This is a genomic window from Arthrobacter sp. NPDC057388 (genome assembly GCF_042668165.1).
In the GTDB taxonomy this organism is placed as follows: domain Bacteria; phylum Actinomycetota; class Actinomycetes; order Actinomycetales; family Micrococcaceae; genus Arthrobacter.
The window spans coordinates 21,174-44,031 of the sequence record NZ_JBHVBL010000039.1 but is presented as its reverse complement, the minus strand read 5'-3'; the positions used below and the strand labels follow the sequence as shown (position 1 = coordinate 44,031).

At 66.5% G+C, this 22,858-nt stretch carries 16 protein-coding genes; 11 read left to right on the top strand and 5 right to left on the bottom strand.

Translation table 11 applies throughout. The features are described 5' to 3' along the window. Positions 1–82: 82 nt before the first annotated feature. Both ACFUTU_RS16765 and ACFUTU_RS16760 read right to left on the bottom strand, forming a co-directional pair. Entirely contained in the window at positions 83–1,225 is a 1,143-nt protein-coding gene (locus ACFUTU_RS16765; protein WP_377966248.1) for a M24 family metallopeptidase, read from the bottom strand. Continuing rightward, positions 1,222–3,273, bottom strand: coding sequence for a DUF6807 family protein (locus ACFUTU_RS16760; protein WP_377966246.1), 2,052 nt, complete (start codon positions 3,271–3,273; stop codon positions 1,222–1,224). The genes ACFUTU_RS16765 and ACFUTU_RS16760 overlap by 4 nt, the downstream gene beginning before the upstream one ends. Before the next feature lie 384 nt (positions 3,274–3,657). Between ACFUTU_RS16760 and ACFUTU_RS16755 the strand changes: the two genes are divergently transcribed. The 3 genes from ACFUTU_RS16755 to ACFUTU_RS16745 all read left to right on the top strand — a co-directional run bounded on the left by ACFUTU_RS16755 (position 3,658) and on the right by ACFUTU_RS16745 (position 7,032). Further along, entirely contained in the window at positions 3,658–4,602 is a 945-nt protein-coding gene (locus tag ACFUTU_RS16755; protein ID WP_377957511.1) for a carbohydrate ABC transporter permease, read from the top strand. After that, positions 4,592–5,539, top strand: a complete 948-nt coding sequence (locus ACFUTU_RS16750; RefSeq protein WP_377966244.1) for a carbohydrate ABC transporter permease — start codon at positions 4,592–4,594, stop codon at positions 5,537–5,539. Before ACFUTU_RS16755 ends, ACFUTU_RS16750 begins: the two co-directional genes overlap by 11 nt. Positions 5,540–5,673: 134 nt before the next feature. Further along, the gene (locus tag ACFUTU_RS16745) at positions 5,674–7,032 is read left to right on the top strand and encodes an ABC transporter substrate-binding protein (RefSeq protein WP_377966242.1); all 1,359 of its coding nucleotides are present in this window, start codon (positions 5,674–5,676) and stop codon (positions 7,030–7,032) included. Positions 7,033–7,193: 161 nt separating this feature from the next. On the opposite strand, the gene ACFUTU_RS16740 is transcribed toward ACFUTU_RS16745, so the two are convergent. The 3 genes from ACFUTU_RS16740 to ACFUTU_RS16730 form a co-directional block, all read right to left on the bottom strand. Beyond that, positions 7,194–9,209 (bottom strand): beta-galactosidase, encoded by a 2,016-nt coding sequence (locus ACFUTU_RS16740; RefSeq protein ID WP_377966240.1) that lies wholly within the window; start codon positions 9,207–9,209, stop codon positions 7,194–7,196. A gap of 30 nt (positions 9,210–9,239) precedes the next feature. Further along, positions 9,240–11,336: a DUF6807 family protein gene (locus ACFUTU_RS16735; protein WP_377966238.1), complete on the bottom strand. Its 2,097-nt coding sequence runs from the start codon at positions 11,334–11,336 to the stop codon at positions 9,240–9,242. 189 nt (positions 11,337–11,525) lie between these two features. Then, on the bottom strand, positions 11,526–12,551 hold the full coding sequence (locus tag ACFUTU_RS16730; RefSeq protein ID WP_377966236.1) for a LacI family DNA-binding transcriptional regulator: 1,026 nt from the start codon (positions 12,549–12,551) through the stop codon (positions 11,526–11,528). A gap of 223 nt (positions 12,552–12,774) precedes the next feature. Here ACFUTU_RS16730 and ACFUTU_RS16725 point away from each other — a divergent pair, with 223 nt between their 5' ends. From ACFUTU_RS16725 to ACFUTU_RS16690, 8 genes are all read left to right on the top strand, one after another. Beyond that, entirely contained in the window at positions 12,775–14,337 is a 1,563-nt protein-coding gene (locus ACFUTU_RS16725; RefSeq protein WP_377966234.1) for a sugar ABC transporter ATP-binding protein, read from the top strand. Then, on the top strand, positions 14,334–15,356 hold the full coding sequence (locus tag ACFUTU_RS16720) for an ABC transporter permease (RefSeq protein ID WP_377966232.1): 1,023 nt from the start codon (positions 14,334–14,336) through the stop codon (positions 15,354–15,356). The genes ACFUTU_RS16725 and ACFUTU_RS16720 overlap by 4 nt, the downstream gene beginning before the upstream one ends. Beyond that, on the top strand, positions 15,346–16,359 hold the full coding sequence (locus tag ACFUTU_RS16715) for an ABC transporter permease (RefSeq protein WP_377966230.1): 1,014 nt from the start codon (positions 15,346–15,348) through the stop codon (positions 16,357–16,359). Before ACFUTU_RS16720 ends, ACFUTU_RS16715 begins: the two co-directional genes overlap by 11 nt. A gap of 50 nt (positions 16,360–16,409) precedes the next feature. Continuing rightward, entirely contained in the window at positions 16,410–17,507 is a 1,098-nt protein-coding gene (rhaS, locus tag ACFUTU_RS16710) for a rhamnose ABC transporter substrate-binding protein (protein ID WP_377966228.1), read from the top strand. Between the two features lie 201 nt (positions 17,508–17,708). Then, entirely contained in the window at positions 17,709–18,077 is a 369-nt protein-coding gene (locus ACFUTU_RS16705; protein WP_377966226.1) for an L-rhamnose mutarotase, read from the top strand. Between the two features lie 77 nt (positions 18,078–18,154). After that, entirely contained in the window at positions 18,155–19,321 is a 1,167-nt protein-coding gene (rhaI, locus tag ACFUTU_RS16700; RefSeq protein ID WP_377966224.1) for an L-rhamnose isomerase, read from the top strand. A gap of 5 nt (positions 19,322–19,326) precedes the next feature. Next, on the top strand, positions 19,327–21,366 hold the full coding sequence (locus tag ACFUTU_RS16695) for a bifunctional aldolase/short-chain dehydrogenase (protein WP_377966223.1): 2,040 nt from the start codon (positions 19,327–19,329) through the stop codon (positions 21,364–21,366). Further along, positions 21,363–22,829, top strand: a complete 1,467-nt coding sequence (locus ACFUTU_RS16690; RefSeq protein ID WP_377966221.1) for a rhamnulokinase family protein — start codon at positions 21,363–21,365, stop codon at positions 22,827–22,829. The genes ACFUTU_RS16695 and ACFUTU_RS16690 overlap by 4 nt, the downstream gene beginning before the upstream one ends. Positions 22,830–22,858: the final 29 nt, after the last annotated feature.

The window sequence follows — 22,858 nt, the reverse complement described above, 5'->3', positions numbered from 1 at the left end:
CCGGGGGTTCCGGCTCTCGTATGTTCCGCATAACTGTACGAGGGCGTTCCCGGATCCGGGAACGCCCTCTTCTCCTGTTCAGCTACAGCTGCAGCGTCAGCGGCCGCGGGAGCCCATTGACTTCGGTGGCCGGCCACCGCGCATCCAGTGTCAGGACGATCTTGCCGGCCGTGGTCAGCTGCACCGTGTCCTCGATTTTGACGCCCGGGCCGGACGGATTCCAGGTGAAGGTCTGGCGGGGCACCACCGAGTCGTCGGTGGCGGGGGTGGCCCGGGGATCACGGCCTGCGTAGCCGGCCGGCCCGCCCTGGTGGTGCCGCGTCCACTGGTCGGCCCCGAATCCGTGGCGGGCGTAGGCTGCCTGGATCTCGGCGAAGATGCCGCTGAGCCGGGCGCCCGGCACCGTGGCCGCGAAAATGTCTGCCTCAACGGCCGCGATGCGGGCCTCGGCGTCCCGCTCTTCAGGGGTGCCGGCGTCGAACCGCACCCACCTGGTCAGGTTGGCCACCAGACCGTGCCGCCGGGCGCAGACCACGGCCATCGCCCGCCGCCCCAGGGGTGCGTGCGTGGCAAGGGGGTGCCGAAATGTGCTGCGCGCACTGCCGCTGCACAGCAGGACCAGCGGCTCGGCCCCGGCCGCGACGATCCGTGCCGCCAGGGCGGATGCGACCTCGAACTCCGTGGTGTCCGGCGTGGCCCGGGACAGGACCTCGGTCATTGCGCCGGCGGCATCGGCGCACAGCCGCGCATACCGCGCACTCTCGCCGGGCAGCATGGACTGCCGCGCCGCCCGCAGCTCGGCCGCCACGGACTTCTCCGCCAGCGGTACGCCGGCTCCTGCCAGTGCACCGGCGGCGTCGGCCAGCTGTCCGTGCCAGGGAACCGTGTGAAGTTCGACGCCGGGCGGCAGCTCCTCGGCGGCGAGGCGTTCCGCCTCGTTATTGAAGGTGATGAGGTGGTCGCCTGTGCGGTCCACGAGAAGGGCGGCGATCGGGTCTCCGGCCAGGCTGATGTGCACGCGGCTGCCGTCGAGGTACCAGGTAAGGGCGGTGTGGCTGGTCAGGAGCACGGAATCGTTGCCCTTGATGTCCAGTATGTCGAGGACGCGTTGCCGTTTGGCGGCCCGGTCGTCCGGGTTTCCGGGCTGGCTGATGTTCGCAGGTGCCGCCGGTGCCGTGATACCGGGCAGCGCGGTTTCATCCAGGGCGGTTGCAGGAACGTTCATGCGGTTTCCCCCAAAGAGTCAGTGAGCCGTGAGACGTCTGCGGTGCCCAGGATGCCGTCGGCGATCAGGACCGTGACGGTGCGCCGGACCGGCTTGTCCCGGCTTGTGAGGACAGGCCTGTCCCAGGCGAGCGACAGCCCGACGCCCGGGTAGCCGGCCAGCCGCACGAACCATGGATCCGGTGCCTGCGGAGCGGCGAGGAAAACGAGGGTGGCTGCCCCGTCTGTTCCGGACATTCCGGCTGGCCCGAACACGCCGCTGCATGCCAGCCACGGCGCCGCACTTCCGTGCACGTCGTCCTCGCCTTCGGCCGCAGCCGTCCAGACGCGTGCGCCGGTAACAGGCGGCAGGCGCCAGAAGAAGCCGCCGTAGCCGCCATTTTCCCGGCCGTTGGAGCCCGGGCTGCCAAGCGGCACCGGGCCCGGTCCTGCGGGCGACAGTTCAAAGTCGAGGCGCAGCCGCCACACGGACGGGCCGACGGCGTCATACCGCCAGCGCCGCTGTTCGGTCACCAGCGGCGTGCCGTCGGGGCCGAACCAGCGCAGTGACTGAGCCAGGGCCCCGGGGGCCTCGGTTGTATCCGTTATTTCGATGCGCCCGTGGTCGTCCCGCCACACGTAGGCGCCGGCCTCGCGGGTATAGGTCCGCCCGCCCCAGAAGTTCACGCCGGCAACGTCCTGGATGGCCACGCCGGCGCCAAGATGCCATACATGATCGGCGGGCTGGTGGTCGGTCACCACGGTGCCGGCAAGAGTCCGGACCGGATGCAGGTAAGGCCGCGGGGATGAGCTGGGGCGGATGAGGCTGCCGTCCTGATGGCCTGCTACTTCGCGTCCTCCCACGCTGCAAGTGGCTGCCGGCTCCAGCGGCCTGGCCCATGGTGCGCCCAGTTCGGAGAACGTTGCCTGGGCGAGGAGGGCCCGGTCTGTCAGTTCAGCGATTCCCTCGACGACCGCATGGGCGTCATCACCGCTGCCTTCCCACGTGATGTACCGGTCGTCGATCTGCCGGGGTGCGGGTGCCGTGCGGATTGCTTCGAGCACAGCCATGAAGGCTCCGGAGCCGGACAGCGGGCTGAGCAGCTCTCCGCCTGAGGCGCGCACTTCCAGCAGATTCTCCAGCAGGTCCGTGCGGGCGAATACGTCCCGGCGCTCGCCGTGGGCAGTGCGCACCACCAGTTCATCCTCGGTGTAGAAGAGCTCTGCCTTGCCTGCCGTGCCGAAAACAGTCACGGATGGACGTGTCTGCCGGGCGGCGCAAAGGGTCAGCGCGCACGTGAGAACCTGTCCCGCGGACGTGCGCACCCTGACCACCGACGTGTCGTCGCTTTCAGTGGGGTGGGCGCGGTAGAGATCGGTGTCCACATCGGCCACATCCTCCACGGTCCGGGCAGCGGCGATGCTCAGACCCGTCACCACGGCGTGTGCCAGCGCGTTGGTGGCGACGCCGTCAACAACATCGGTTCCATTGATCGCCCGCTTGCCGGCCCACCGTGAGCGCTTGAAGTAGCCCCGCGTCCTGAGCCAGGTTCCTTTGGCGCCGAGTCCCAGCACGTCACCGATGTCCCCGTTCGCGATGAGCCGCCGGAGGGCGGGCAGCGCATCAGATCCCAGGCTTTGGAAGCCAACCTGGACGAGGCGCCCTGCTGACTCGGCGGCGTGCAGCAGTTCCCGGAACTGGTGCAGGGACGCGGCCGGGGGCTTCTCAACATACACGTCCGCGCCGGCGGCTATGGCAGCCATGGCGAGGGGAACATGCGTCTGGATGGGGGTGGCCAGGATGACCACATCCGGAGCAGTGCCGGCCCGAAGGAGATGATCGAGTGTCTCGAAGACGGCTACGGATTCCTTCAGGACCCCCTCTCCGGGAGGGCGGGGGTCCGCTACAGCCACGAAGTCGAGGACTCCGGCGGCCTGCAGCCGAGCCAGGTTGGCCAGGTGCCGGGCGCCGAAACCGTGCACGCCGACGAGGGCGATCCGGGGCACCGGGTTCTGTGGCCTTGGCGGTGCGTCGGTAGGGGAGGGGGCGTAGGCGGAAGATGGCGACATGCGGTTGATCCTTGCCGTTGGGTAACTGCTGGACAGGGAGGAAACGGAAGCACTAGCATCGTACCCGAGAAAACGTTTTCTAACTTCTGTTTCGCGATTCTTTTGCTTGCAGCCCGTCGGGTTCGCGTTGACGGGGAAAGCGTTTTCCAAAAGTTGCGAAATATTCTGTACATCGCCTTGGAAAGCGTTTACCGTTGTACCGACCGCTCCGCAAAAGTGACGAAGGGCACAAAGCCCTCCACCCGACCGAAGCACAAACCGCGGCAAAGAGCGGCCCTGGGACTTTCCGGGACGGACCGCCCCCGCGGGAATGGCCACGATGACCAAAGGAGACCGCATGGCCGCTCAAAACATACCCAAGCCGCAGCGAGCGAGGTGCGCCCCGTGAGTGCCATCACCGAGCTCACGTCCCTCTCACGCCGAAAGGGGCCGAAGACTGCCGAAGAGAAGAAGGCAAACGGCCGCGACAACAAGGCTGCCTATATCTTCCTGCTGCCGTGGCTGGTGGGACTGGTGGCCATCACGGTCGGTCCCATGCTTATGTCGCTCTATCTCTCTTTCACTGACTACAACCTGATTCAGGCCCCGGAGTGGGTAGGCCTGGAGAACTTTCAGCGGATGTTCACCGATGCGAGGCTGCACAATTCGCTCGGTGTGACGTTTACGTACGTGCTCGTCGGTGTTCCGCTGCAACTGGCAGTTGCCCTGCTGATCGCACTGGTGCTCGACAAAGGCCTGCGCGGCCTGCCGTTCTACCGCTCGATCTTCTACTTGCCGTCGCTGCTGGGCGGCTCGGTGGCCATCGCGATCCTGTGGAAGCAGATCTTCGGTACCACGGGCCTGGTGAACCAAGTGCTTGCCCTTGCCGGCGTCGAGGGGCCGGGGTGGATCTCGGACCCGAGCACGGCGCTGGGGTCGATCATCCTGCTCCACGTCTGGACGTTCGGTGCTCCGATGATCATCTTCCTGGCCGGCCTGCGCCAGATACCCAACATGTACTACGAAGCCGCCGAGGTGGACGGGGCCACCAAGCTCCAGCGGTTCTGGCGCATCACGCTTCCGCTCCTGAGCCCCATCATCTTCTTCAACCTTGTGCTGCAGATCATCGGATCCTTCCAGTCGTTCACCCAGGCGTTCATCGTCTCCGGCGGCAACGGCGGCCCTTCGGATTCGACCATGTTCTTCACGCTCTACCTCTACCAAAAGGGCTTCGGCCAGTTCGATATGGGATACGCCTCCGCCATGGCCTGGTTCCTGCTGGTCATCATCGGTGCCTTCACCGCCATCAACTTCATCGCTGCAAAGTATTGGGTTTTCTATGACGACTAAGCTGGAGACGCTGCCCGCACCGAGCAAGAAAGCTCCGGCCGGCAAGCCAACGAACCCCCGACGGCCACGCAAAAACCGTGAATCGCCCGGCACCCTGGCCTTTAGCCGCCAGGCGCGGTCAAAGGCACTGTTCAAGCACGCGATCCTGATCGTCACCGGCGGAGTCATGATCTATCCGCTGCTGTGGATGGTTGTTTCCTCGCTGCGTTCCAATGAGCTCATCTTCCGCGAGCCCGGCCTGTGGCTCAACAGCCTCGAAATGGGCAACTACACCGACGGGTGGTCGGCGCTGACCCACCCGTTCGGCCACTACATGATCAATTCCGCGGTGGTTGTGCTCGGATCCATCCTGGGCAACCTGATCTCCTGCTCCATGGCTGCTTACGCATTCGCGAGGCTCCAGTTCACAGGGCAGAAGATCTTCTTCGGCATCATGCTGCTCACCATCATGCTGCCGTTCCACGTGGTGATTGTCCCGCAGTACATCCTGTTCTCGCAGATCGGCTGGGTGAACACCTTCTGGCCGCTCATCGTGCCGAAACTCCTGGCAACAGACGCGTTCTTCGTGTTCCTCATGGTCCAGTTCATCCGCGGCATTCCCAGGGAACTGGATGAGGCCGCAAGGATCGACGGCGCCGGCCATCCGCGGATCTTCCTGCGCGTGATTCTGCCGCTGATGGTCCCCGCGCTGGCCACCACCACCATCTTTACCTTCATCTGGACCTGGAACGACTTCTTTGGGGCTCTCATCTACCTGACGGACCCCGACATGTTCACGGTTCCCGTGGCGCTGCGGGCGTTCGTGGATTCGCAGTCCGCCACCAGTTGGGGCTCACTGTTCGCCATGTCCATCGTTTCCCTTCTGCCCGTGTTCCTGGTTTTCCTCTTTGGGCAGAGGTTCCTCATCAAGGGAATTGCGACGACGGGCATCAAGTAGGTGCGAACCAATGACTTGCCTGGATTCCGGTAAGTAACCACCCGCAAGTACTTGTAACACAAGATAGCTACTTATATTATTAGTTGGAAAGCGTTTTCCTCATCCTTCAAGATCAAAGAAGATCGGAGTGAACTGTGCAACTGTTCTCCACCAGGCCCGCCCCTGAGGCCGAGCCCGGCCGTCCCAAGGCATCCAAAACCCCGCGAAGGCTGCGCAAGGGGGGAGCCGTTGCTGCCGCAGCCGCCGTCGTCCTTGCACTCAGCGCCTGCGGCGGTGGATCTGGCGCCCAGAGCGCCGATGGAACGGTTGAGCTCCGCTTCTCCTGGTGGGGCAGTGACAAGAGGGCGCAGGTGACCCAGGAAGCCATTAAGGCCTTTGAAGCCGAAAACCCAAACATAAAGATCAAACCGGAGTACGGCGACTGGAGCGGTTACTGGGACAAGCTGGCTACTCAGGTGGCTGCCAATGACGCCCCCGACATCATCCAGATGGACGAGAAGTACATCACCGAGTACTCCAGCCGCGGAGCGCTGCTTGACCTCTCGAAGTACGACATCGACACGTCCAAGCTCGACGAGGCCACTCTCAAGGCGGGGCAGAGCGACGACGGCCTGACGGGTGTCCCGGCCGGCATCAATGCGGCCACCATCCTGGCAAACCCGGCGGTGTTCAAGGCTGCAGGCGTGGCATTGCCCGACGACGCGACCTGGACCTGGGAGGACTTCGAACGGATCTCGGCCGAAGTGACGGCGAAGTCCCCGAAGGGCACCTACGGGGCGGCCGCCTACGGGACCGATGAGGCGTCCCTCGGAGTGTGGCTGCGGCAGAACGGAAAGTCCCTCTACACGGACGATGGCAAGCTCGGCTTCGAACCGGCGGATATCGCCGCTTGGTGGGCGTTCCTCAAGCAGATGAGCGAGGGCAAGGCAGTTCCCTCGGCGTCGGAGGTCGTTGAAGCTGAAGCAGCGCCTCTGGACCAGAGCGGTCTCGCTACGGGTAAGAATGGACTCGCCTTCTGGTGGTCCAACCAGCTTCCCGCCCTGGAAAAGGCCGCAGGCTCCGAACTGAAGATCCTGAGGTTCCCCACAAAGACCGGCTCCGCGGCCGACGCCCAGCTCTGGTACAAGGCCTCGCAGTTCTGGTCGGCATCCGCCAGAACCAAACACCCGGAGGAGGTCGCCAAGTTCATCAACTTCCTGGCGAACGACGACAAGGCAGGCCAGGCACTCCTGGCCGACCGCGGTGTCTACCCGAACACCGATGTGCGCAAGGCGATCTCCGCCAAGCTGACGCCTGCGGACGTCAAGGTTGTGAAGTTCATCGACCAGATCAAGAACGAACTGGGCGAGGCTCCTGCGCCGCCGCCGAAGGGCGCAGGTGCCATCCAGGAAATCATCAAGCGCTACACCTCGGAGGTGCTGTTCAACAGGCTCTCGCCAGATGAAGCCGGCAAGAAAGCGGTGGATGAGATGAGTTCCGCGATCAGCAGCTAGCTCCACCACGGAAATGAAAACCCCGGGCAGTCTCCCAAAGGAGGCTGCCCGGGGTTTTCTGCGCGACGGGATTTTCTCCGCGCAGGCGTGGAGTTTTTGTCCATTTGTCACGACTTCGGGCCCCTTTTGCGGCCATTATCTGTACAAAAACTCGCCAACGGTCAGTCCTCCGCGACCACTGCCACCCCTCCGCCGGGAACGACGCCCGCGAAACGCCCGCCCCCCAGCAGTTCCTCGCCGTCGGCCTTGACTGCCGCGTCCGCCCGGCCGTGGTTGATGGCGAACAGGAAGCGGCGCCCGTCGGCGGTGACCCGCCGGGTGAGTTCGACGCCGGCAGCCGCCTCCGCGGTGGCCGCCACTCCCGCTTCGGCCAGGAGCTTGTCCAGGAGGTTTTCGATGCCGTCGCGGTCCGGAAGCGTTGCCAGGTACCAGGCCGAGCCGCGGCCGGCGCCCCGCCGGGTCAGTGCCGGCACCCCGGTGAGCGGATAGCCGGTGAAGGTTGCCAGCGCCTCGGCCCCGGCAAGGTGGACGTGCTCGCTCCAGACCCTGCCGGTGGTGCCGTCGCTCAGGGCAACCTGGTAGTCCTCGAGCAGCGGGTGGAACTCCTCCGTCCGGATCCCCAGCAGTTCCCGGAAGGCGCCCGGGTAGCCGCCCAGCCGGACGTGGTCGCGCTCATCCACAATCCCACTGAAGTAGCTGACCAGCACCGTGGCGCCGGCTTCCGCCGCGGCGGCGATGTTGGCCGCAGCGGCATCGGTGACGCAGTACAGCGTGCACACCAGGACCAGGCTGTAGCCCGTCAGGTCCGCGGCGGGATGGACGAAGTCCACGCCGACGCCGCGCAGGAACAGGGAACGGTGGAATTCACGCATCAGGTCGAGGTACTTCACATCGACGCTCGGGTGCGAGTCCAGTTCGCTGGCCCACCAGGCCTCGTAGTCGAACACGATGGCCACGCGGGATTCGACGGTGGAACCCTTGACCGGGCCGAGTTTCCCGAGGGCTTCGCCCAGGGCCACCACTTCGCGCCACACCCGGGTGTCGCGGCCGCCGTGCGGCACCATGGCCGAGTGGAACTTCTCGGCGCCGGCAACGCTCTGCCGCCACTGGAAGAACATGACGGCGTCGGCGCCGCGGGCCACGTGCGCCAGGGAATTGCGGAGCATCTCGCCGGGCATCTTCGGCTGGTTGCGCGGCTGCCAGTTCACGGCCGACGTCGAGTGCTCCATCAGGATCCAGGGCCGGTTGCCCGCCACGCCGCGCGTGAGGTCCGCGCTGAACGCCAGTTCGATTTCCCGCTCCGGGTCGGCGGCCACCAGGTAGTGGTCGTTGGCCACCACGTCCAGGTTCTGCGCCCAGTCGAAGTAGTCCAGGGGCTTGGTGGCACTGGAAACCATGAGGTTGGTGGTGGCCGGAACGTCCGGGGTCACCTCCCGGATGACGGCGAGGAGGCTGCGGCAGTAGTCCATCAGCGCCCAGGAGCTGAACCGCTGGAAGTCCAGCCGCTGCGTCGGGTTGAGCGTGGTGGGGGCGGACCGCGGCGGGATGATCTCCTCGAAGGAGGCATAGTGCTGGGACCAGAATGCCGTGCCCCACGCCTCGTTCAGCGCCTCGATGCTGCCGTAGCGCTGTTCCAGCCAGCGCCGGAACGCCGCGGCGTCCTCCTCGCCATAGAATTCTGACACGTGGCAGCCCAGTTCGTTGTCCACGTGCCACAGGGCCAGGGCCGGGTGGTCCTTGTACCGTTCGGCCAGCTTCCGGGTGATGCCCGCCGCATACCGGCGGTAAACAGCGGACGACGGCGAGTAGTGCCGCCGGGAGCCCCGTTCCAGGACGGTGCCCTCCGCCGTGACCGGCAGGATTTCCGGATGCTTCCGCACGAGCCAGGCTGGGGGAGCGGCCGTTGCCGTGGCGAGGGCAACCCTGATGCCGGCGCCGGCCAGGTTGTCCAGCACCTCATCCAGCCAGCCGAACTCGTATTTGCCCTCCCGCGGCTCCAGCAGCGCCCAGGAAAAGATGGCCACGCTCAGCAGGGTGACGCCGGCCTCCTTCATGAGCCCGATGTCCTCCAGCCGCACCTCCGCCGGCCACTGTTCGGGGTTGTAGTCGCCGCCGAACGCCAGACCGGCGCCGCTGTTCCAGGCAGGAAGTTGGGAAGGGGCTTGGTGCTCGGGCATGGGCGCTCCTTTGTGGGGACGGTGGTCAGCCTAGTCCTTGTGCCGGGAGGCCACCAGCGATTCGACGGCGGCCGGCGACAGTTCGCCGTCGCACACCCACACGCTCAGGCTCCGTCGGAGGGTTTCTCCGGCGACCAGTGCCACCGGCCTGTCCCACGCCAGGGCGGAACCGACGCCCGGGTAGCCGGAGGACCGGACGAACCACGGATCATCCGCCTCGGCCGGGGCACTGAAGACAAGGGTCGCAGCCTGCCCGGAGCGGATCCCCGGGACTTCGCCGAAGGAGGCGGTCCATGCCAGCCACGGCGCGACGGAACCATGGACGGCCGGTTCGCCCTCGGCGTCGGACGTAAAAATCCGGGCACCGCTGCAGGCCGGCAGGCGCCAGAAGAAGCCGCCATATCCGCTGCCGGCGGCTCCGTTGGAGCCGGGACTGCCCAAGGAAACGTCGACGACGGCGGCCAGCTCGCTGCGCAGGTCCAGGCGCCACACGCGCTCGCCCAGGATCTCACGGCTGACGGTGCGCTGTTCGGTCAGCAGCGGCTGTCCGCCGGCGCCGAGCCAGCGGAGCTGCCGGGTCTTCGGCCCATCGGGTGCCGGGTCTTCCGACGCCGGCCCGTCCGACGCCGGGTCTTCGGCGTTGGCGGCCGGCTCGATCCGGCCGTGGTCCTGCCGGGAGACATATGCCCCGGCGTCGCGCACATACGTCCTGCCGCCCCAGAAGTTGGTCCCGTTGACGTCCTGGAGCGCGAAGCCTGCACCCAGATGCCAGGGGTGGTCGGCGGGCAGGTGGTCCGTCACCACGGTTCCGCCCAACGTGGTGACGGGGTGCAGGTAGGGGCGCGGGGAGAGGCTCTGCTGAAGCATGGCGCCGGTGCGCTCGACCGCCAGCGGCCTGCCGCCTGCGTCGAACAGGACGCCGGTCCCGGCGTCGGAGCGCCGCGCCCACGGCAGGGCCAGCTCGCTGAAGGTGGCGTGGGCACCGATCGCCCGCTCCAGCGCGTCCTCGATGCCGGGAACCACGGCCCGGGCGGCGTCACCGGCTCCCTCCCAGAGCACGTGGGCGGGGCCGATCAGCGCCGGCGGCCCGGCCGTCCGGACAGCCTCGAGAACCGTCATGAACGCTCCGGAGTCGTTGAGGGCACTGGCCAGTTCCCGGCGTCCGGCCAGATGCTCCAGCAGGTTTTCAGTCAGGTCGTCGCGGCCGAACTCCAGAGACTCCTCTCCGTCGGCGGTGCTGATATGCAGCCGGTCCTCCGTGTAGTGGAAGACGGCCGTTCCTTCCGAACCCTGAAGCGTGATGTAGGGCTCCACGGACTCCGAGGCGCAGAGCGTCAGGGCGCAGGTAATTGGCGGGCCCCCGGCAGTGCGGATCCGGATGACCGACGTGTCGTCGGATTCAATGTCGTTCACCCGGTACAGGTCCGTCTCCACGGAGGCCACATCCTCCACGGTTCGGGCACCGGCGATCCGCAGGGCGGTGGCGATGGCATGCGCCAGGGGATTGGTGGCCACGCCGTCCACCACGTCAACGCCGTCGAGGCTGCGCTTCCCGGCCCAGCGTGAGCGCTTGTAGTAGGCGCGGTCCCGCACCCAGCGACCGGTTGCGCCGATTCCCTGAAGGGTGCCGATGGTGCTGTCCCGGATGAGCTTGTCGATGGCGGCCAGCGCCTGCGAACCCAGGCTCTGGAAGCCGATCTGCACGCTGCGCCCGGATGCCTCGGCTGCCTCCTGCAGCCGCCGGAAGTCGGCCAGGGATGCCACCGGCGGCTTTTCCAGGTAGAGGTCAGCGCCGGAGGCAAGGGTGGCGAGCGCCAGCGGAGCGTGGGTCTGGATGGGGGTGGCCACGATGACCACATCCGGTCTGTGGCCGCCCGCCAGGAGCGACTGCAGGTCGGGGTGAATTGCGGCGGTGCCGGCCAGCGCGCCGGGGGCCGGGGGAGTCGGGTCCGCCACGGCAACGAGCTCCACCTTGCCGTCCTGCTGCAGCCGTTCGAGGTTCTTCAGATGGATGGCGCCGAAGCCGTGGACGCCGACCAGGGCCACCCGCGCGGGACCGGTGCGGTCAGCGGACGGCTCGTCCTGCGGCCGGATGTTCGCTGCCTGCGCTTGGGGCGAGGTCTCCATCGTGCTCCTGTCCGGCGCTGCGGGCTGCGGCGACGCCATCGTCAAACGGTGCCAGGGAAGCGGATGCAGGGCAGAATCAGCAAGCGCTTTCCTTGGCTGTTCTGGCCAGTGTACTCCTTCAAAGGCACCTTATGGAACGTTTCAAAATCCCGGGCCCGCAAAATCCCGGGCCCACGGGCGGTGTTGCTCCTAGGCGGGGGCTGCAGCGCCCGCTGTGCTCTGCCGGACCACCAGCTCCGGTGTGAACACGACGGCGCGGTGCCGCGGGTGCTGGGCGTCCAGTTCCTCCGTCAGCAGTTCGACGGCCGTCCTGCCGATTGCTTCGGTTGGCTGGCGGATGGAGGAGAGCGGAACGACGGCGGACACTGCGAAGTCGATATCGTCATAGCCGATCAGGGCCACGTCGTCGGGGATGCGAACGCCGTTCATCATGGTCAGCGACTGCATGACGCCGAGGGCCAGCAGGTCGTTGGCGCAAAAGATGCCGTCCGGCATCTTCCCGGCTTCCCGCTCCACGAGGCTGTCGCCCACGCCGCGGCCGGCCAGCACGGACTGGCCGTCGGAGTCCAGTACTTCCAGCGCCGCGCCGTCCACTTCGGCCACCGCGCGCCGGGCACCGCCTAGGCGGTCGGACACCTGGCGGATGGACAGTGGCCCGCCCACGAAGGCCAGCCTCCTGCGCCCAAGATCAAGGAGGTGCCGGGCAGCAAGGTACCCGCCGGCGTCGTCATCCACTGAAACGGAACTGAAGCGGTCCTCCTCAGCCAGCCGGTCTACCAGGACCGTCGGGACCCCGCGCTGCCGCAGTGCATCGAGCCTGTCGGCGACGTCCCCGACGGGGGAGATGAGCAGGCCCTGGACCCGCTGTTCCTGGAAGAGGTCGATGTAGTGCGATTCGCGTTTGGCGTCGTGGCCGCTGTCGCCCAGCAGCACGGCGCTGCCGTTCACGGCAGCCGCATCCTCTGCCGCACGTACCAGCGAGGTGAAGAACGGGTTGCCGACGTCCAGGACCACGACGCCGATGGTGCGGCTGTGCCCGGCGCGCAGCTGCCGTGCGGCGTCGTTGCGCACAAAGCCGAGTTCGTCGATGGCTTTCAGCACCCTGTCCTTGGTCCGCGCGGAGACGCGGTCAGGATTGTTGAGGACGTTGGAGACCGTTCCCACCGCAACCTGCGCATGGTTGGCCACATCCTTGATGCTGGCTGCCCTCGACATTCTGCTGTCCTCCGAAAGGTCGGTCGCTTGGGGGATGTGGCGCTGCGATCCTCCTAGGGCCAGCGTACTTCGCATCGCGTTGATTAACGATTCAAAACGGTGTGAACTGCACCGGAGCGGCCTTGATCCGGGGATCCTCGCACGCTCTTGACACGATTCACGGCATCCCCTAGCGTGTGAGGAGATTCACAAATGAATCGATTCATACAAAGGAGTATAGGCCATGGACGACTACGACGTCGGCCTCCGGAGCAGCCCTGACAGCGCAGCCAACAGTGTTCCTGTGCTGGAGCTGCGGGATATCCATAAGTCTTTTGGTGCCGTTAAGGCCCTGCAAGGAGCGAACCTCAGCCTGCACAAGGGCCAGGTCACGGCACTGGTCGGTGAAAACGGCGCCGGCAAGTCCACCATGGTCAAGACCCTCGCCGGCCTGCACCAGCAGGACCGCGGGCAGGTCTTCCTGGACGGTGAAGAAGTGTCCTTCCGCGACCCCCTTCACGCCCGCGAGGCAGGGATCGCGGTGATCTACCAGGAGCCCACCATGTTCCCCGACCTGACGGTCGCGGAGAACATTTTCATGGGCCGCCAGCCGGTCCGGTCACTGAGGCGCATCGACCGGAAGGCCATGCGCCAGCAGGCCCTTGAGCTCTTCCGCCAGCTCGGCGTGAAAATCGATCCCGACCGGGCTGCCCAGGGCCTCTCCATCGCCGACCAGCAGGTGGTGGAGATCGCCAAGGCCATCAGCCTCAACGCGCGCGTGCTCATTATGGATGAGCCCACGGCGGCGCTCTCCGGAGTGGAGGTTGACCGACTGTTCGCGGTGACGCGCACCCTGCAGGAACGCGGCGCGGCCGTTCTCTTCATTTCGCACCGCTTCGAGGAGGTGTTTGCGCTGGCCGACTGGATCACGGTGATGCGTGACGGGGCGCATGTTGCAACGTCGCCTGCCGCCAGCCTCGCTGTCGATGAGGTGATCCGGCAGATGGTCGGCCGCGACGTCGCCTCGCTCTTCCCCAAACAGGAAACCGTCATCGGTGATATCGCCCTGGATGTCAGGGGACTCAGCCGGAAGGGCGTGTTCTCTGACATCTCCTTCAACGTTAAGGCAGGCGAGATCGTGGGACTGAGCGGCCTCGTCGGAGCAGGGCGGTCTGAGGTTGCCCGGGCAATCTTCGGCATCGACAAGTACGACTCCGGCACAGTCCAGGTCCGCGGCAAGGGATTGAAACCCCTCTCCCCGCGCGACTCCATGGCGGCGGGCCTGGGCTTCGTCCCCGAAGACCGCCGCAAACAGGGTCTGGTCATGGAACTGAACGTCAGCCGCAACCTGACCCTGACGCTGCGCAGGAAACTCAGCCGCTTCGGGCTATTGACCAACCAGGCAGAGGCCCAGTCCACCAAGGAATGGGCCAGGAAGCTGCAGATCAAAGCCGGCGCACCGACGTCGCCCATTTCCACCCTCTCCGGTGGCAACCAGCAGAAGGTCGTCCTCGGCAAGTGGCTGGCCACCGGCCCCAAGGTCCTGATCATCGACGAGCCCACCCGGGGCATCGACGTCGGCACGAAATCCGAAGTGCACCGGCTCATCTCCGAACTCGCCGGGACTGGCCTGGCCGTTCTGATGATTTCCTCCGAACTACCGGAGATCCTGGGCATGTCCGACCGCGTCCTGGTCATGCACGAAGGCAGGATCACGGCCGAACTCAGCCGCAGCGAAGCGACCGAGGAAACCGTGATGACGGCAGCCACCGGTGCTGATCCATCCACCCAGGAGACTCCAGCGTGACAACACTAGCCCTCAACCGCCAGCCGTCCGCGGCATGGCTGGGAACACTGACCCGTTCGCGCGAATTCAGCGTCTTCCTGGCCCTGGCGATCCTGGTCGCTGCAACCGTGGCAGCCAACCCGAGGTTCCTCAGCGCCCAAAGCACCAAGGACCTGCTCCTGAATTCCTCGATCCTGGTGATCCTCGCCGTCGGCCAGGCCGTCGTCATCGTCACCAAGAACGTGGACCTGTCCGTCGGATCTGTCCTGGGGCTGACAGCCTTCGCCACCGGCAAGATCTTCATCGCACTGCCCCAGCTGCCCGTCATCGCCATGCTGGCCATTGGCATCGGTCTCGGGGTCATCCTCGGCGCCGTCAACGGGGCACTGATTGCGGTAGCCAAGGTCCCCTCGCTGGTGGTCACGCTCGGTACCCTATACATCTTCCGGGGCGTCGATTTCGCCTGGGCGCAGGGCCAGCAGATCAGCCCCTCGAATCTGTCCCCGTCCTTCCTGGACTTCGGCAGCGGGGCCGTCCTCGGTCTGCCCTACCTGGCCCTCATCGCCCTGGCTGTCGTCATTGCCTTCGGCCTCTACCTGCGGAACTACCGCTCAGGGCGCGAGTTCTACGCCATCGGCTCGGACGTCCTGGCCGCACGGCTGTACGGAATCGGCGTCGGGCGGAAGGTTTTCACCGCGTTCGCCATCTCCGGAGCGCTCGCCGGCCTGGCCGGCGTCATCTACGCAGCCAAATACGGCAACCTCGACGCGACCGCGGGGCAGGGCCTCGAGCTGAACGTCGTGGCCGCCGCCGTCGTCGGCGGTGTCGCCATCGCCGGCGGCGTGGGCACTGTGTACGGGGCGGCCATTGGCGCCGTCCTCCTGACCACCATCACCTCGGCGCTGCCTGTCCTGGGAGTCTCGCCGTTCTGGCAGCGGGCCATGATTGGCGCCCTCATCCTGGCGTCCATTGCCCTCGACCGTTACCTGGCCCTGCGCACCGAGCGCCGCCTGAGAGGACACGACAAACATGCTGGCTGAAACAACACGGCCCGCGCCCGTGCGTGACACGGCCCCGCGCCTTGGTTTTCTCCGCAGCTGGGACACCGCGATCATCGCCGCAGTCCTCCTCAGCATCGCCGTCGCCGCGGCAACGGTGACGGGCTTCGCCTCACCGCGCAACACCGGATTCCTGCTCATCGACCTGATCCCCATCCTCCTGCTCGCCCTCCCCATGACCCTGATCATCCTCACCGGGGAAATCGACCTGTCGGTGGCCAGCGTTGCCGGATTTATCAGCTGCGTCTTCGGGGCACTTTGGAGCGCGGGCATGTCCCTGGAGCTCATTGTTCCCCTGTGCCTGGTCCTGGGCGCGGTCTCGGGCGCGGTCAACGGCGTCCTGGTTTCCGTGCTGGGGCTGCCTTCGCTCGCCGTCACGATCGGTACCCTGGCGCTGTACCGCGGACTGGCCTTCGTGGTTCTCGGCGACCAGGCCGTCACCAGCTTCCCCAGGGCCATCACCAGCGGCCTGCAGGCCAAGATCGGCGCCTCCGGCATCCCGGTATGGATCATCCCCGTGATCATCCTCGCCATTATCTTCGGGGTGATCCTGCACTTCACCGGCTTCGGGCGGTCCCTGTTCGCCATCGGCTACAGCGAGGAGGCTGCCCGGTTCGCCGGCATCCGCGTGGCGCAGACCAAGTTCTGGCTCTTCATTGTGTCCGGTGCGATGGCTGCCCTGGTGGGTGTCTGGTGGACCCTGCGCTACGGCAGCGCCCGCGGTGACAACGCCACAGGCCTCGAACTCTCAGTCATCGCAGCCGTCCTGCTCGGCGGGGTGTCAATCTTCGGCGGCAAGGGCAACCTTCCCGGCGTCATCGCCGGGGTGGTCCTCCTGGGCATCCTGCGCAACGCCCTCCAGCTGGCCCGCGTTCCCGAGGACACGCTGTCCATGCTCACCGGCGGGCTGCTGATCCTTGCCGTGGTGGCCCCGAACGCCATTGCCTGGAGCCGAAGCCTGGCCCGTACACGGCGAAGTTCCTAGCCCCCTCTTTTTATAGCAACAACAGTGAAGTTGAGTTGAAAGGCAAACCCATGAAATTCCGTTCCAAGGCGGGCCACCGTCAGGCTGCACCGCTCCTCATCACCCTCGTGACGGGCCTGACCCTGGCGCTCACCGCCTGTGGTGGCACCACCGTCAATTCAGGATCCACCGCGGGGAGCGGCGGATCCAGCCCGTCCGCCTCCGCCAACCCGGATGCACCGCTGAAGGAGGGCCTTAAGGTGGCGTTTTTGCCCAAGCAGCTGAACAACTCCTACTTCACCGTCACCGACCGTGGCGGCAAGACGGCGGTTGAGGAATTCAAGGGCTCCTTCTCGGAAGTGGGGCCGTCGGAGGCCAGCGCCTCCAGCCAGGTCAGCTACATCAACACACTCACCCAGCAGGGTGCGGACGTCATCGCGACGTCGGCCAACGATCCGAAGGCCATCTGTTCGGCACTGGACGAGGCGCGCACCGGCGGGGCCAAGATTGTCACCTTCGACTCCGACACTGACCCGGAATGCCGTGACATCTACATCAACCAGGCCACGGCCGAAGGCATCGCCGCCACCCAGATCAAGCTGATCTCCGAGGCCATCGGAACCGACGGCGGCGACATCGCCATCCTGTCGGCCACGGCCAACGCCACCAACCAGAACGCCTGGATCGCGCTCATGAAGAAGGAACTGGAGAAGCCCGAATACTCCAAGCTAAAGCTGGTGGCCACCGTCTACGGCGACGACAACGCCCAGAAGTCGCAGCAGGAAGTCCAGGCCCTCCTGCAGCAGCACCCCACGCTCAAGGGCATCATCTCCCCGACCACCGTGGGTGTCGCGGCCGCGGCCCAGTACCTGGCCGGCTCCGAGTACAAGGGGAAGGTCCAGCTCACCGGCCTCGGCTTCCCGAGCCAGCTCAAGGAATTCGTCAAGAACGGCACCATGAAGTCGTTCGCGCTGTGGGATGTCGAGAAGCTCGGCTACCTCACCGCCTACGCCGGCGCAGCGCTCGCCTCCGGCCAGATCACCGGGGCCGAAGGCGAGAAGTTCAAGGCCGGCGACATGGGCGAATTCACCGTGGGGGCCGACGGCGTCGTCCTGCTCGGCGACCCGACGGTGTTCACCGCAGACAACGTGGACAAGTTCAACTTCTAAACCACCCGGCGTCGAACCGACTGGGGACGCTCGGGCCGGGGCCTCTTCCGGGGCTCCGGCTTGAGCCTGTTTCTAGCCCGGTCCCGTTTTCCAACGGGTGCAGCCCTTGACACCCCTCAGCAGTAACCAGTAGCTTTGAAACGTAATAATGAAACGATTCAAGACTTTCCCTCCGACCACAACGCCGTCCAGGAGTACACCATGAGAGTTTGCTTCCGATCCTCCGTCCAGCCGGAGCTGCTGGCGGAGTACCGCCGGCGCCACGCTGCCGTCTGGCCGGAGATGCTGACAGCGCTCAAGGACGCCGGCTGGAACAACTACTCGCTGTTCCTCGACGAGGACGGGTTGCTCGTCGGATACCTCGAATGCGACGACTTTGACGTGGTGCGGGCCCGGATGGCCCTCACGGACGTCAACTCCCGCTGGCAGGCCGAAATGGCCACGCTCTTCCGGGAGAGCGATCTTCCGCCCGATCAGGGCTTCCGGGTGCTCGACGAGGTGTTCAACCTCGACCAGCAGCTGAGGGCGGCCGCCGACGGCGACCCGAATGCCGGTACTCCCGGGCACTGAAACTTCCAACAACAGACACTGCCCGCGCAGGCACTGCCAAACAAACACACACTTTCCAACCTGACGAAAGAATGATCATGAACAACACAGCATCGGCGCTGGGCCGGCTTTCGGAGCTGGCGATTGAGGTCCCGTCGTGGGCTTATGGAAACTCGGGCACGCGGTTTAAAGTGTTCGGCACCCCCGGTACTCCGCGGACGGTCCAGGAGAAGCTGGCGGACGCGGCCAAGGTCCACGAGCTGACGGGTCTGGCCCCCACTGTGGCCCTGCATATCCCGTGGGACAAGGTGGACGACTATGCCGCGCTGAAGGAGTACGCGGCCGGTCTGGGTGTGGGGCTGGGCACGATCAATTCGAACACGTTCCAGGATGACGAGTACAAGTTCGGTTCGCTGACGTCCTCGGATCCGGCCGTGCGTCGCCGGGCGATCGACCACCACTTTGAATGCATCGACATCATGCACGCCACCGGGTCGCGGGATCTGAAGATCTGGCTCGCTGACGGCACCAATTATCCGGGCCAGGATGACATGCGCGGCCGGCAGGACCGCCTGGCTGAGTCGCTGCAGGAGATTTACGCCCGCCTGGGTGAGGACCAGCGCCTGGTGCTGGAGTACAAGTTCTTCGAGCCGGCGTTCTACCACACCGACGTTCCGGACTGGGGCACCTCCTACGCCCAGACCCTGGCCCTGGGGGAGAAGGCGTTCGTCTGCCTGGACACCGGCCACCACGCGCCGGGCACGAACATCGAGTTCATCGTGATGCAGCTGCTGCGACTGGGCAAGCTGGGTTCGTTCGACTTTAACTCCCGCTTCTACGCCGATGATGACCTGATCGTGGGGGCGGCGGATCCGTTCCAGCTGTTCCGCATCATGCACGAGGTGATCCGCGGCGGCGGGTTCGGCAAGGATTCCGGTGTCGCGTTGATGCTGGACCAGTGCCACAACCTGGAGGAGAAGATCCCGGGCCAGATCCGCTCCGTGCTGAACGTGCAGGAGATGACCGCCCGCGCCCTGCTGGTGGACACCGCGGCCCTGAACGAGGCCCAGCGTGCCGGGGATGTCCTGGCCGCGAATGCGGTGTTCACCGACGCGTTCTACACCGACGTCCGGCCGGTCCTGGCCGAGTGGCGTGAATCCCGAGGCCTGCCCGCAGACCCGATCGCTGCCTACAAGGCCAGCGGCTACCAGAAGAAAATCAACGAGGACCGCGCAGGCGGCCAGCAAGCCGGATGGGGCGCATAAGAGTTATGACCACGAACAAGACTGTTGAAGACCTGATCACCCGTTCCAACCGGCTGGGCGCGGACAAGCGGAACACGAACTTCGCCGGCGGCAACACCTCCGCCAAGGGTTTCGAGAAGGACCCGGTCACGGGCGAGGACGTTGAACTGCTGTGGGTGAAGGGCTCCGGCGGTGACCTCGGCACCCTGAAAGCCCAGAACCTTGCGGTGCTGCGGCTGGACCGGCTGCAGGCGCTCAGGAACGTCTACCCCGGCGTCGAGCGCGAGGACGAGATGGTGGCCGCGTTCGATTACTGCCTGCACGGCAAGGGCGGCGCCGCGCCGTCGATCGACACCGCCATGCACGGCCTGGTGGACGCAGCCCATGTGGACCACCTGCACCCGGACTCGGGCATCGCCGTCGCCACCGCCGCGGACGGTGAGGCGCTCACCGCCAAGATCTTCGGGGACAAGGTGGTCTGGGTTCCGTGGCGCCGGCCCGGGTTCCAGCTGGGCCTGGACATCGCCGCGATCAAGGACGCCAACCCGCAGGCCATCGGCACCATCCTGGGCGGCCACGGCATCACCGCCTGGGGCGCCACGTCCGGGGAAGCCGAGGCCAACTCGCTCTGGATCATCGACCAGGCCGAACAGTACATCCGCGAGAACGGCAAGGCCGAACCCTTCGGTCCCAAGCTTCCCGGCTACGGAGCCCTGCCCGAAACAGAACGGCGGGCGAAGGCCGCAGCGCTGGCCCCGGTGATCCGCGGCATCGCCTCCGCCGACAAGCCGCAGGTTGGCCACTTCAGCGACGACCCCGCCGTGCTGGAATTCCTCGAAGCCGCAGAGCACCCCCGCCTGGGCGCTTTGGGGACCTCGTGCCCGGACCATTTCCTGCGCACCAAGGTCAAGCCCCTCATCCTGGACCTGCCCGCCGGCGCCACCATCGAAGAGTCCGTGGCCCGGCTTAAGGAACTCCACTCCGAATACCGGACGGACTACCAGGCCTACTACGACCGCCACGCGGACGAAAACAGCCCGGCGATCCGCGGTGCGGACCCGGCCATTGTCCTGGTCCCCGGTGTGGGCATGTTCTCGTTCGGCAAGGACAAGCAGACCGCCCGGGTCGCCGGGGAGTTCTACCTGAACGCCATCAACGTGATGCGCGGCGCCGAAGCGATCTCCACCTACGCCCCGATCGATGAGGCCGAGAAGTTCCGGATCGAGTACTGGGCCCTGGAGGAAGCCAAGCTCGCCCGGATGCCCAAGCCCAAGTCCCACGCCACCCGCATCGCCCTGGTCACCGGTGCCGCGTCGGGCATCGGCAAGGCCATCGCCACCCGCCTCGCCGCGGAAGGCGCCTGCGTGGTCATCGCGGACCTGAACCTGGAAAACGCCCAAGCCGTTGCGGAAGAGCTCGGCGGCCCGGACGTCGCCGTCGGCATCCAGGCCGACGTCACCGACGAAGCGCAGGTCGCCGCCGCCATCGACGAGGCGGTGCTGGCCTTCGGCGGCCTCGACCTGGTCGTGAACAACGCCGGCCTGTCCATCTCCAAGCCGCTGCTGGACACCACCGAGAAGGACTGGGACCTGCAGCACAACGTGATGGCCAAGGGCTCCTTCCTGGTGGCCAAGGCCGCCGCGAAGGCCATGATCAACCAGGGCCTGGGCGGGGACATCATCTATATCTCCTCCAAGAACTCTGTGTTCGCCGGCCCCAACAACATCGCCTACTCCGCCACCAAGGCCGACCAGGCCCACCAGGTCCGCCTGCTCGCGGCGGAACTGGGGGAGTACGGCATCCGTGTCAACGGCATCAACCCCGACGGCGTGGTCCGCGGCTCCGGAATCTTCGCCGGCGGCTGGGGCGCCAAACGCGCCGCGGTCTACGGCGTGGACGAGGAAAAACTGGGCGAGTACTACGCCCAGCGCACCCTGCTCAAACGCGAAGTCCTCCCCGAACACGTCGCCAACGCCGCGGCCGTGCTCACCAGCAACGAACTCTCCCACACCACCGGCCTCCACATCCCCGTGGACGCCGGCGTCGCCGCGGCATTCCTCCGGTGAGCACCCTGCCAACTGCCGATGTCGACGGCGGCCTGTTCGCCGGCGGCGTGTTCGCCGCCGTCGATATCGGCGCCTCCTCCGGGCGCGTCATCCTGGGACGGATCAGTGCCGGGACGGCGGAGATGGAAACTGTCCACCGGTTCCCCAACGGTGTACTGGAGATCGACGGCGGCCTCCGCTGGGACTTCAACGCCCTCTTCGCCGAGGTGCTCACCGGCCTCGCTGCCGCCGGCAAGGCGGCGGGGGAACGCGGGCAGACGGTCACCAGCATCGGCATCGACACCTGGGCCGTGGACTACGGACTGGTGGCCGCCGCCGGGAACCTGACCGCGCAGCCCTACAGCTACCGGGACGAACGCAGCCGCGCCGCCGTCGCCCGGGTCCACGAAAAACTGGAGCCGGCCCGGCTCTACGCCACCAACGGCCTGCAGTTCCTGCAGTTCAACACCATCTACCAGCTCGCCACCGAACCCGGCCTGGACGGCCTCCAGGCACTGCTCATGCCGGACCTGATCGCGTTCCTGCTCACGGGCGTCCGGCGGACCGAGGCCACCAATGCTTCCACCACGGGCCTGCTCGACGCCACTACCGGAGAATGGGCCGCGGAGTTCTTCACGGCACTGGGTCTGCCGGAGGACCTCTTCCCGCCGCTGATCCAGCCGGGCGAAACCGTCGGCACCCTGCTGCCCGGGATGGCCGAACGGACCGGACTGCCCGTAGCAACGAAGGTGGTGGCCGTCGGCTCGCACGACACCGCCTCCGCCGTTGCGGCCGTCCCCGCACGCCGGGAGAACTTCGCCTATATCTCCTCGGGCACCTGGTCCCTCGTGGGGCTCGAACTGAAGCATCCGGTGCTCACCGAAGCCAGCCGCGCCGCGAACTTCACCAACGAAGGCGGCGTGGACGGAACCACCCGCTACTTGCGCAATGTCGGCGGCCTCTGGCTGCTCAGCGAATGCCAGCGCACCTGGGCGGCAGAAGGATTCCGGCCGGAGCTGACGGACCTGCTTGCCGGGGCGGCAGCCCTGCCGCCCGGCGGGCCGCAGATCAACCCCGACGACCCCGCCTTCATCGCCCCCGGGAACATGCCGGACCGGATCCGGGCCGCCGTCGGGGCCGCCGGTGCCGTCCTTCGCGACGGGCCTGTGGCGATCGTCCGGTGCATCCTCGACAGCCTGGCGGCCGGCTACGCGCGCACGATCGCCGACGCCGAACGCCTCGCCGGCGTGCCGGCCGACGTCGTGCACATCGTGGGCGGCGGTTCACAGAACAAGCTGCTATGCCGGCTCACCGCCCAGGCAACCGGCAAGCCGGTCATCGCCGGCCCGGTCGAGGCGACGGCCCTGGGCAATGTGCTGGTCCAGGCCCGGGCGGCAGGTGCCGTCACCGGCGGACTCGGCGCGCTCCGGGAGCTGGTCCGCGCGTCACACAGGCTCGACAGGTTCGAGGCCGCGCTGGTCTGATAGGACAAAGCCGCTGCCCCACCGGGGAA

What these genes read in the sequence shown, in the direction of transcription:
- ACFUTU_RS16765 (WP_377966248.1), bottom strand. Translation starts at nt 1,225, where the DNA reads ATGAACGTTCCTGCAACCGCCCTGGATGAAACCGCGCTGCCCGGTATC.
- ACFUTU_RS16760 (WP_377966246.1), bottom strand. Translation starts at nt 3,273, where the DNA reads ATGTCGCCATCTTCCGCCTACGCCCCCTCCCCTACCGACGCACCGCCA.
- ACFUTU_RS16750 (WP_377966244.1), top strand. Translation starts at nt 4,592, where the DNA reads ATGACGACTAAGCTGGAGACGCTGCCCGCACCGAGCAAGAAAGCTCCG.
- ACFUTU_RS16740 (WP_377966240.1), bottom strand. Translation starts at nt 9,209, where the DNA reads ATGCCCGAGCACCAAGCCCCTTCCCAACTTCCTGCCTGGAACAGCGGC.
- ACFUTU_RS16735 (WP_377966238.1), bottom strand. Translation starts at nt 11,336, where the DNA reads ATGGAGACCTCGCCCCAAGCGCAGGCAGCGAACATCCGGCCGCAGGAC.
- ACFUTU_RS16730 (WP_377966236.1), bottom strand. Translation starts at nt 12,551, where the DNA reads ATGTCGAGGGCAGCCAGCATCAAGGATGTGGCCAACCATGCGCAGGTT.
- ACFUTU_RS16725 (WP_377966234.1), top strand. Translation starts at nt 12,775, where the DNA reads ATGGACGACTACGACGTCGGCCTCCGGAGCAGCCCTGACAGCGCAGCC.
- ACFUTU_RS16715 (WP_377966230.1), top strand. Translation starts at nt 15,346, where the DNA reads ATGCTGGCTGAAACAACACGGCCCGCGCCCGTGCGTGACACGGCCCCG.
- rhaS (WP_377966228.1), top strand. Translation starts at nt 16,410, where the DNA reads ATGAAATTCCGTTCCAAGGCGGGCCACCGTCAGGCTGCACCGCTCCTC.
- ACFUTU_RS16705 (WP_377966226.1), top strand. Translation starts at nt 17,709, where the DNA reads ATGAGAGTTTGCTTCCGATCCTCCGTCCAGCCGGAGCTGCTGGCGGAG.
- rhaI (WP_377966224.1), top strand. Translation starts at nt 18,155, where the DNA reads ATGAACAACACAGCATCGGCGCTGGGCCGGCTTTCGGAGCTGGCGATT.
- ACFUTU_RS16695 (WP_377966223.1), top strand. Translation starts at nt 19,327, where the DNA reads ATGACCACGAACAAGACTGTTGAAGACCTGATCACCCGTTCCAACCGG.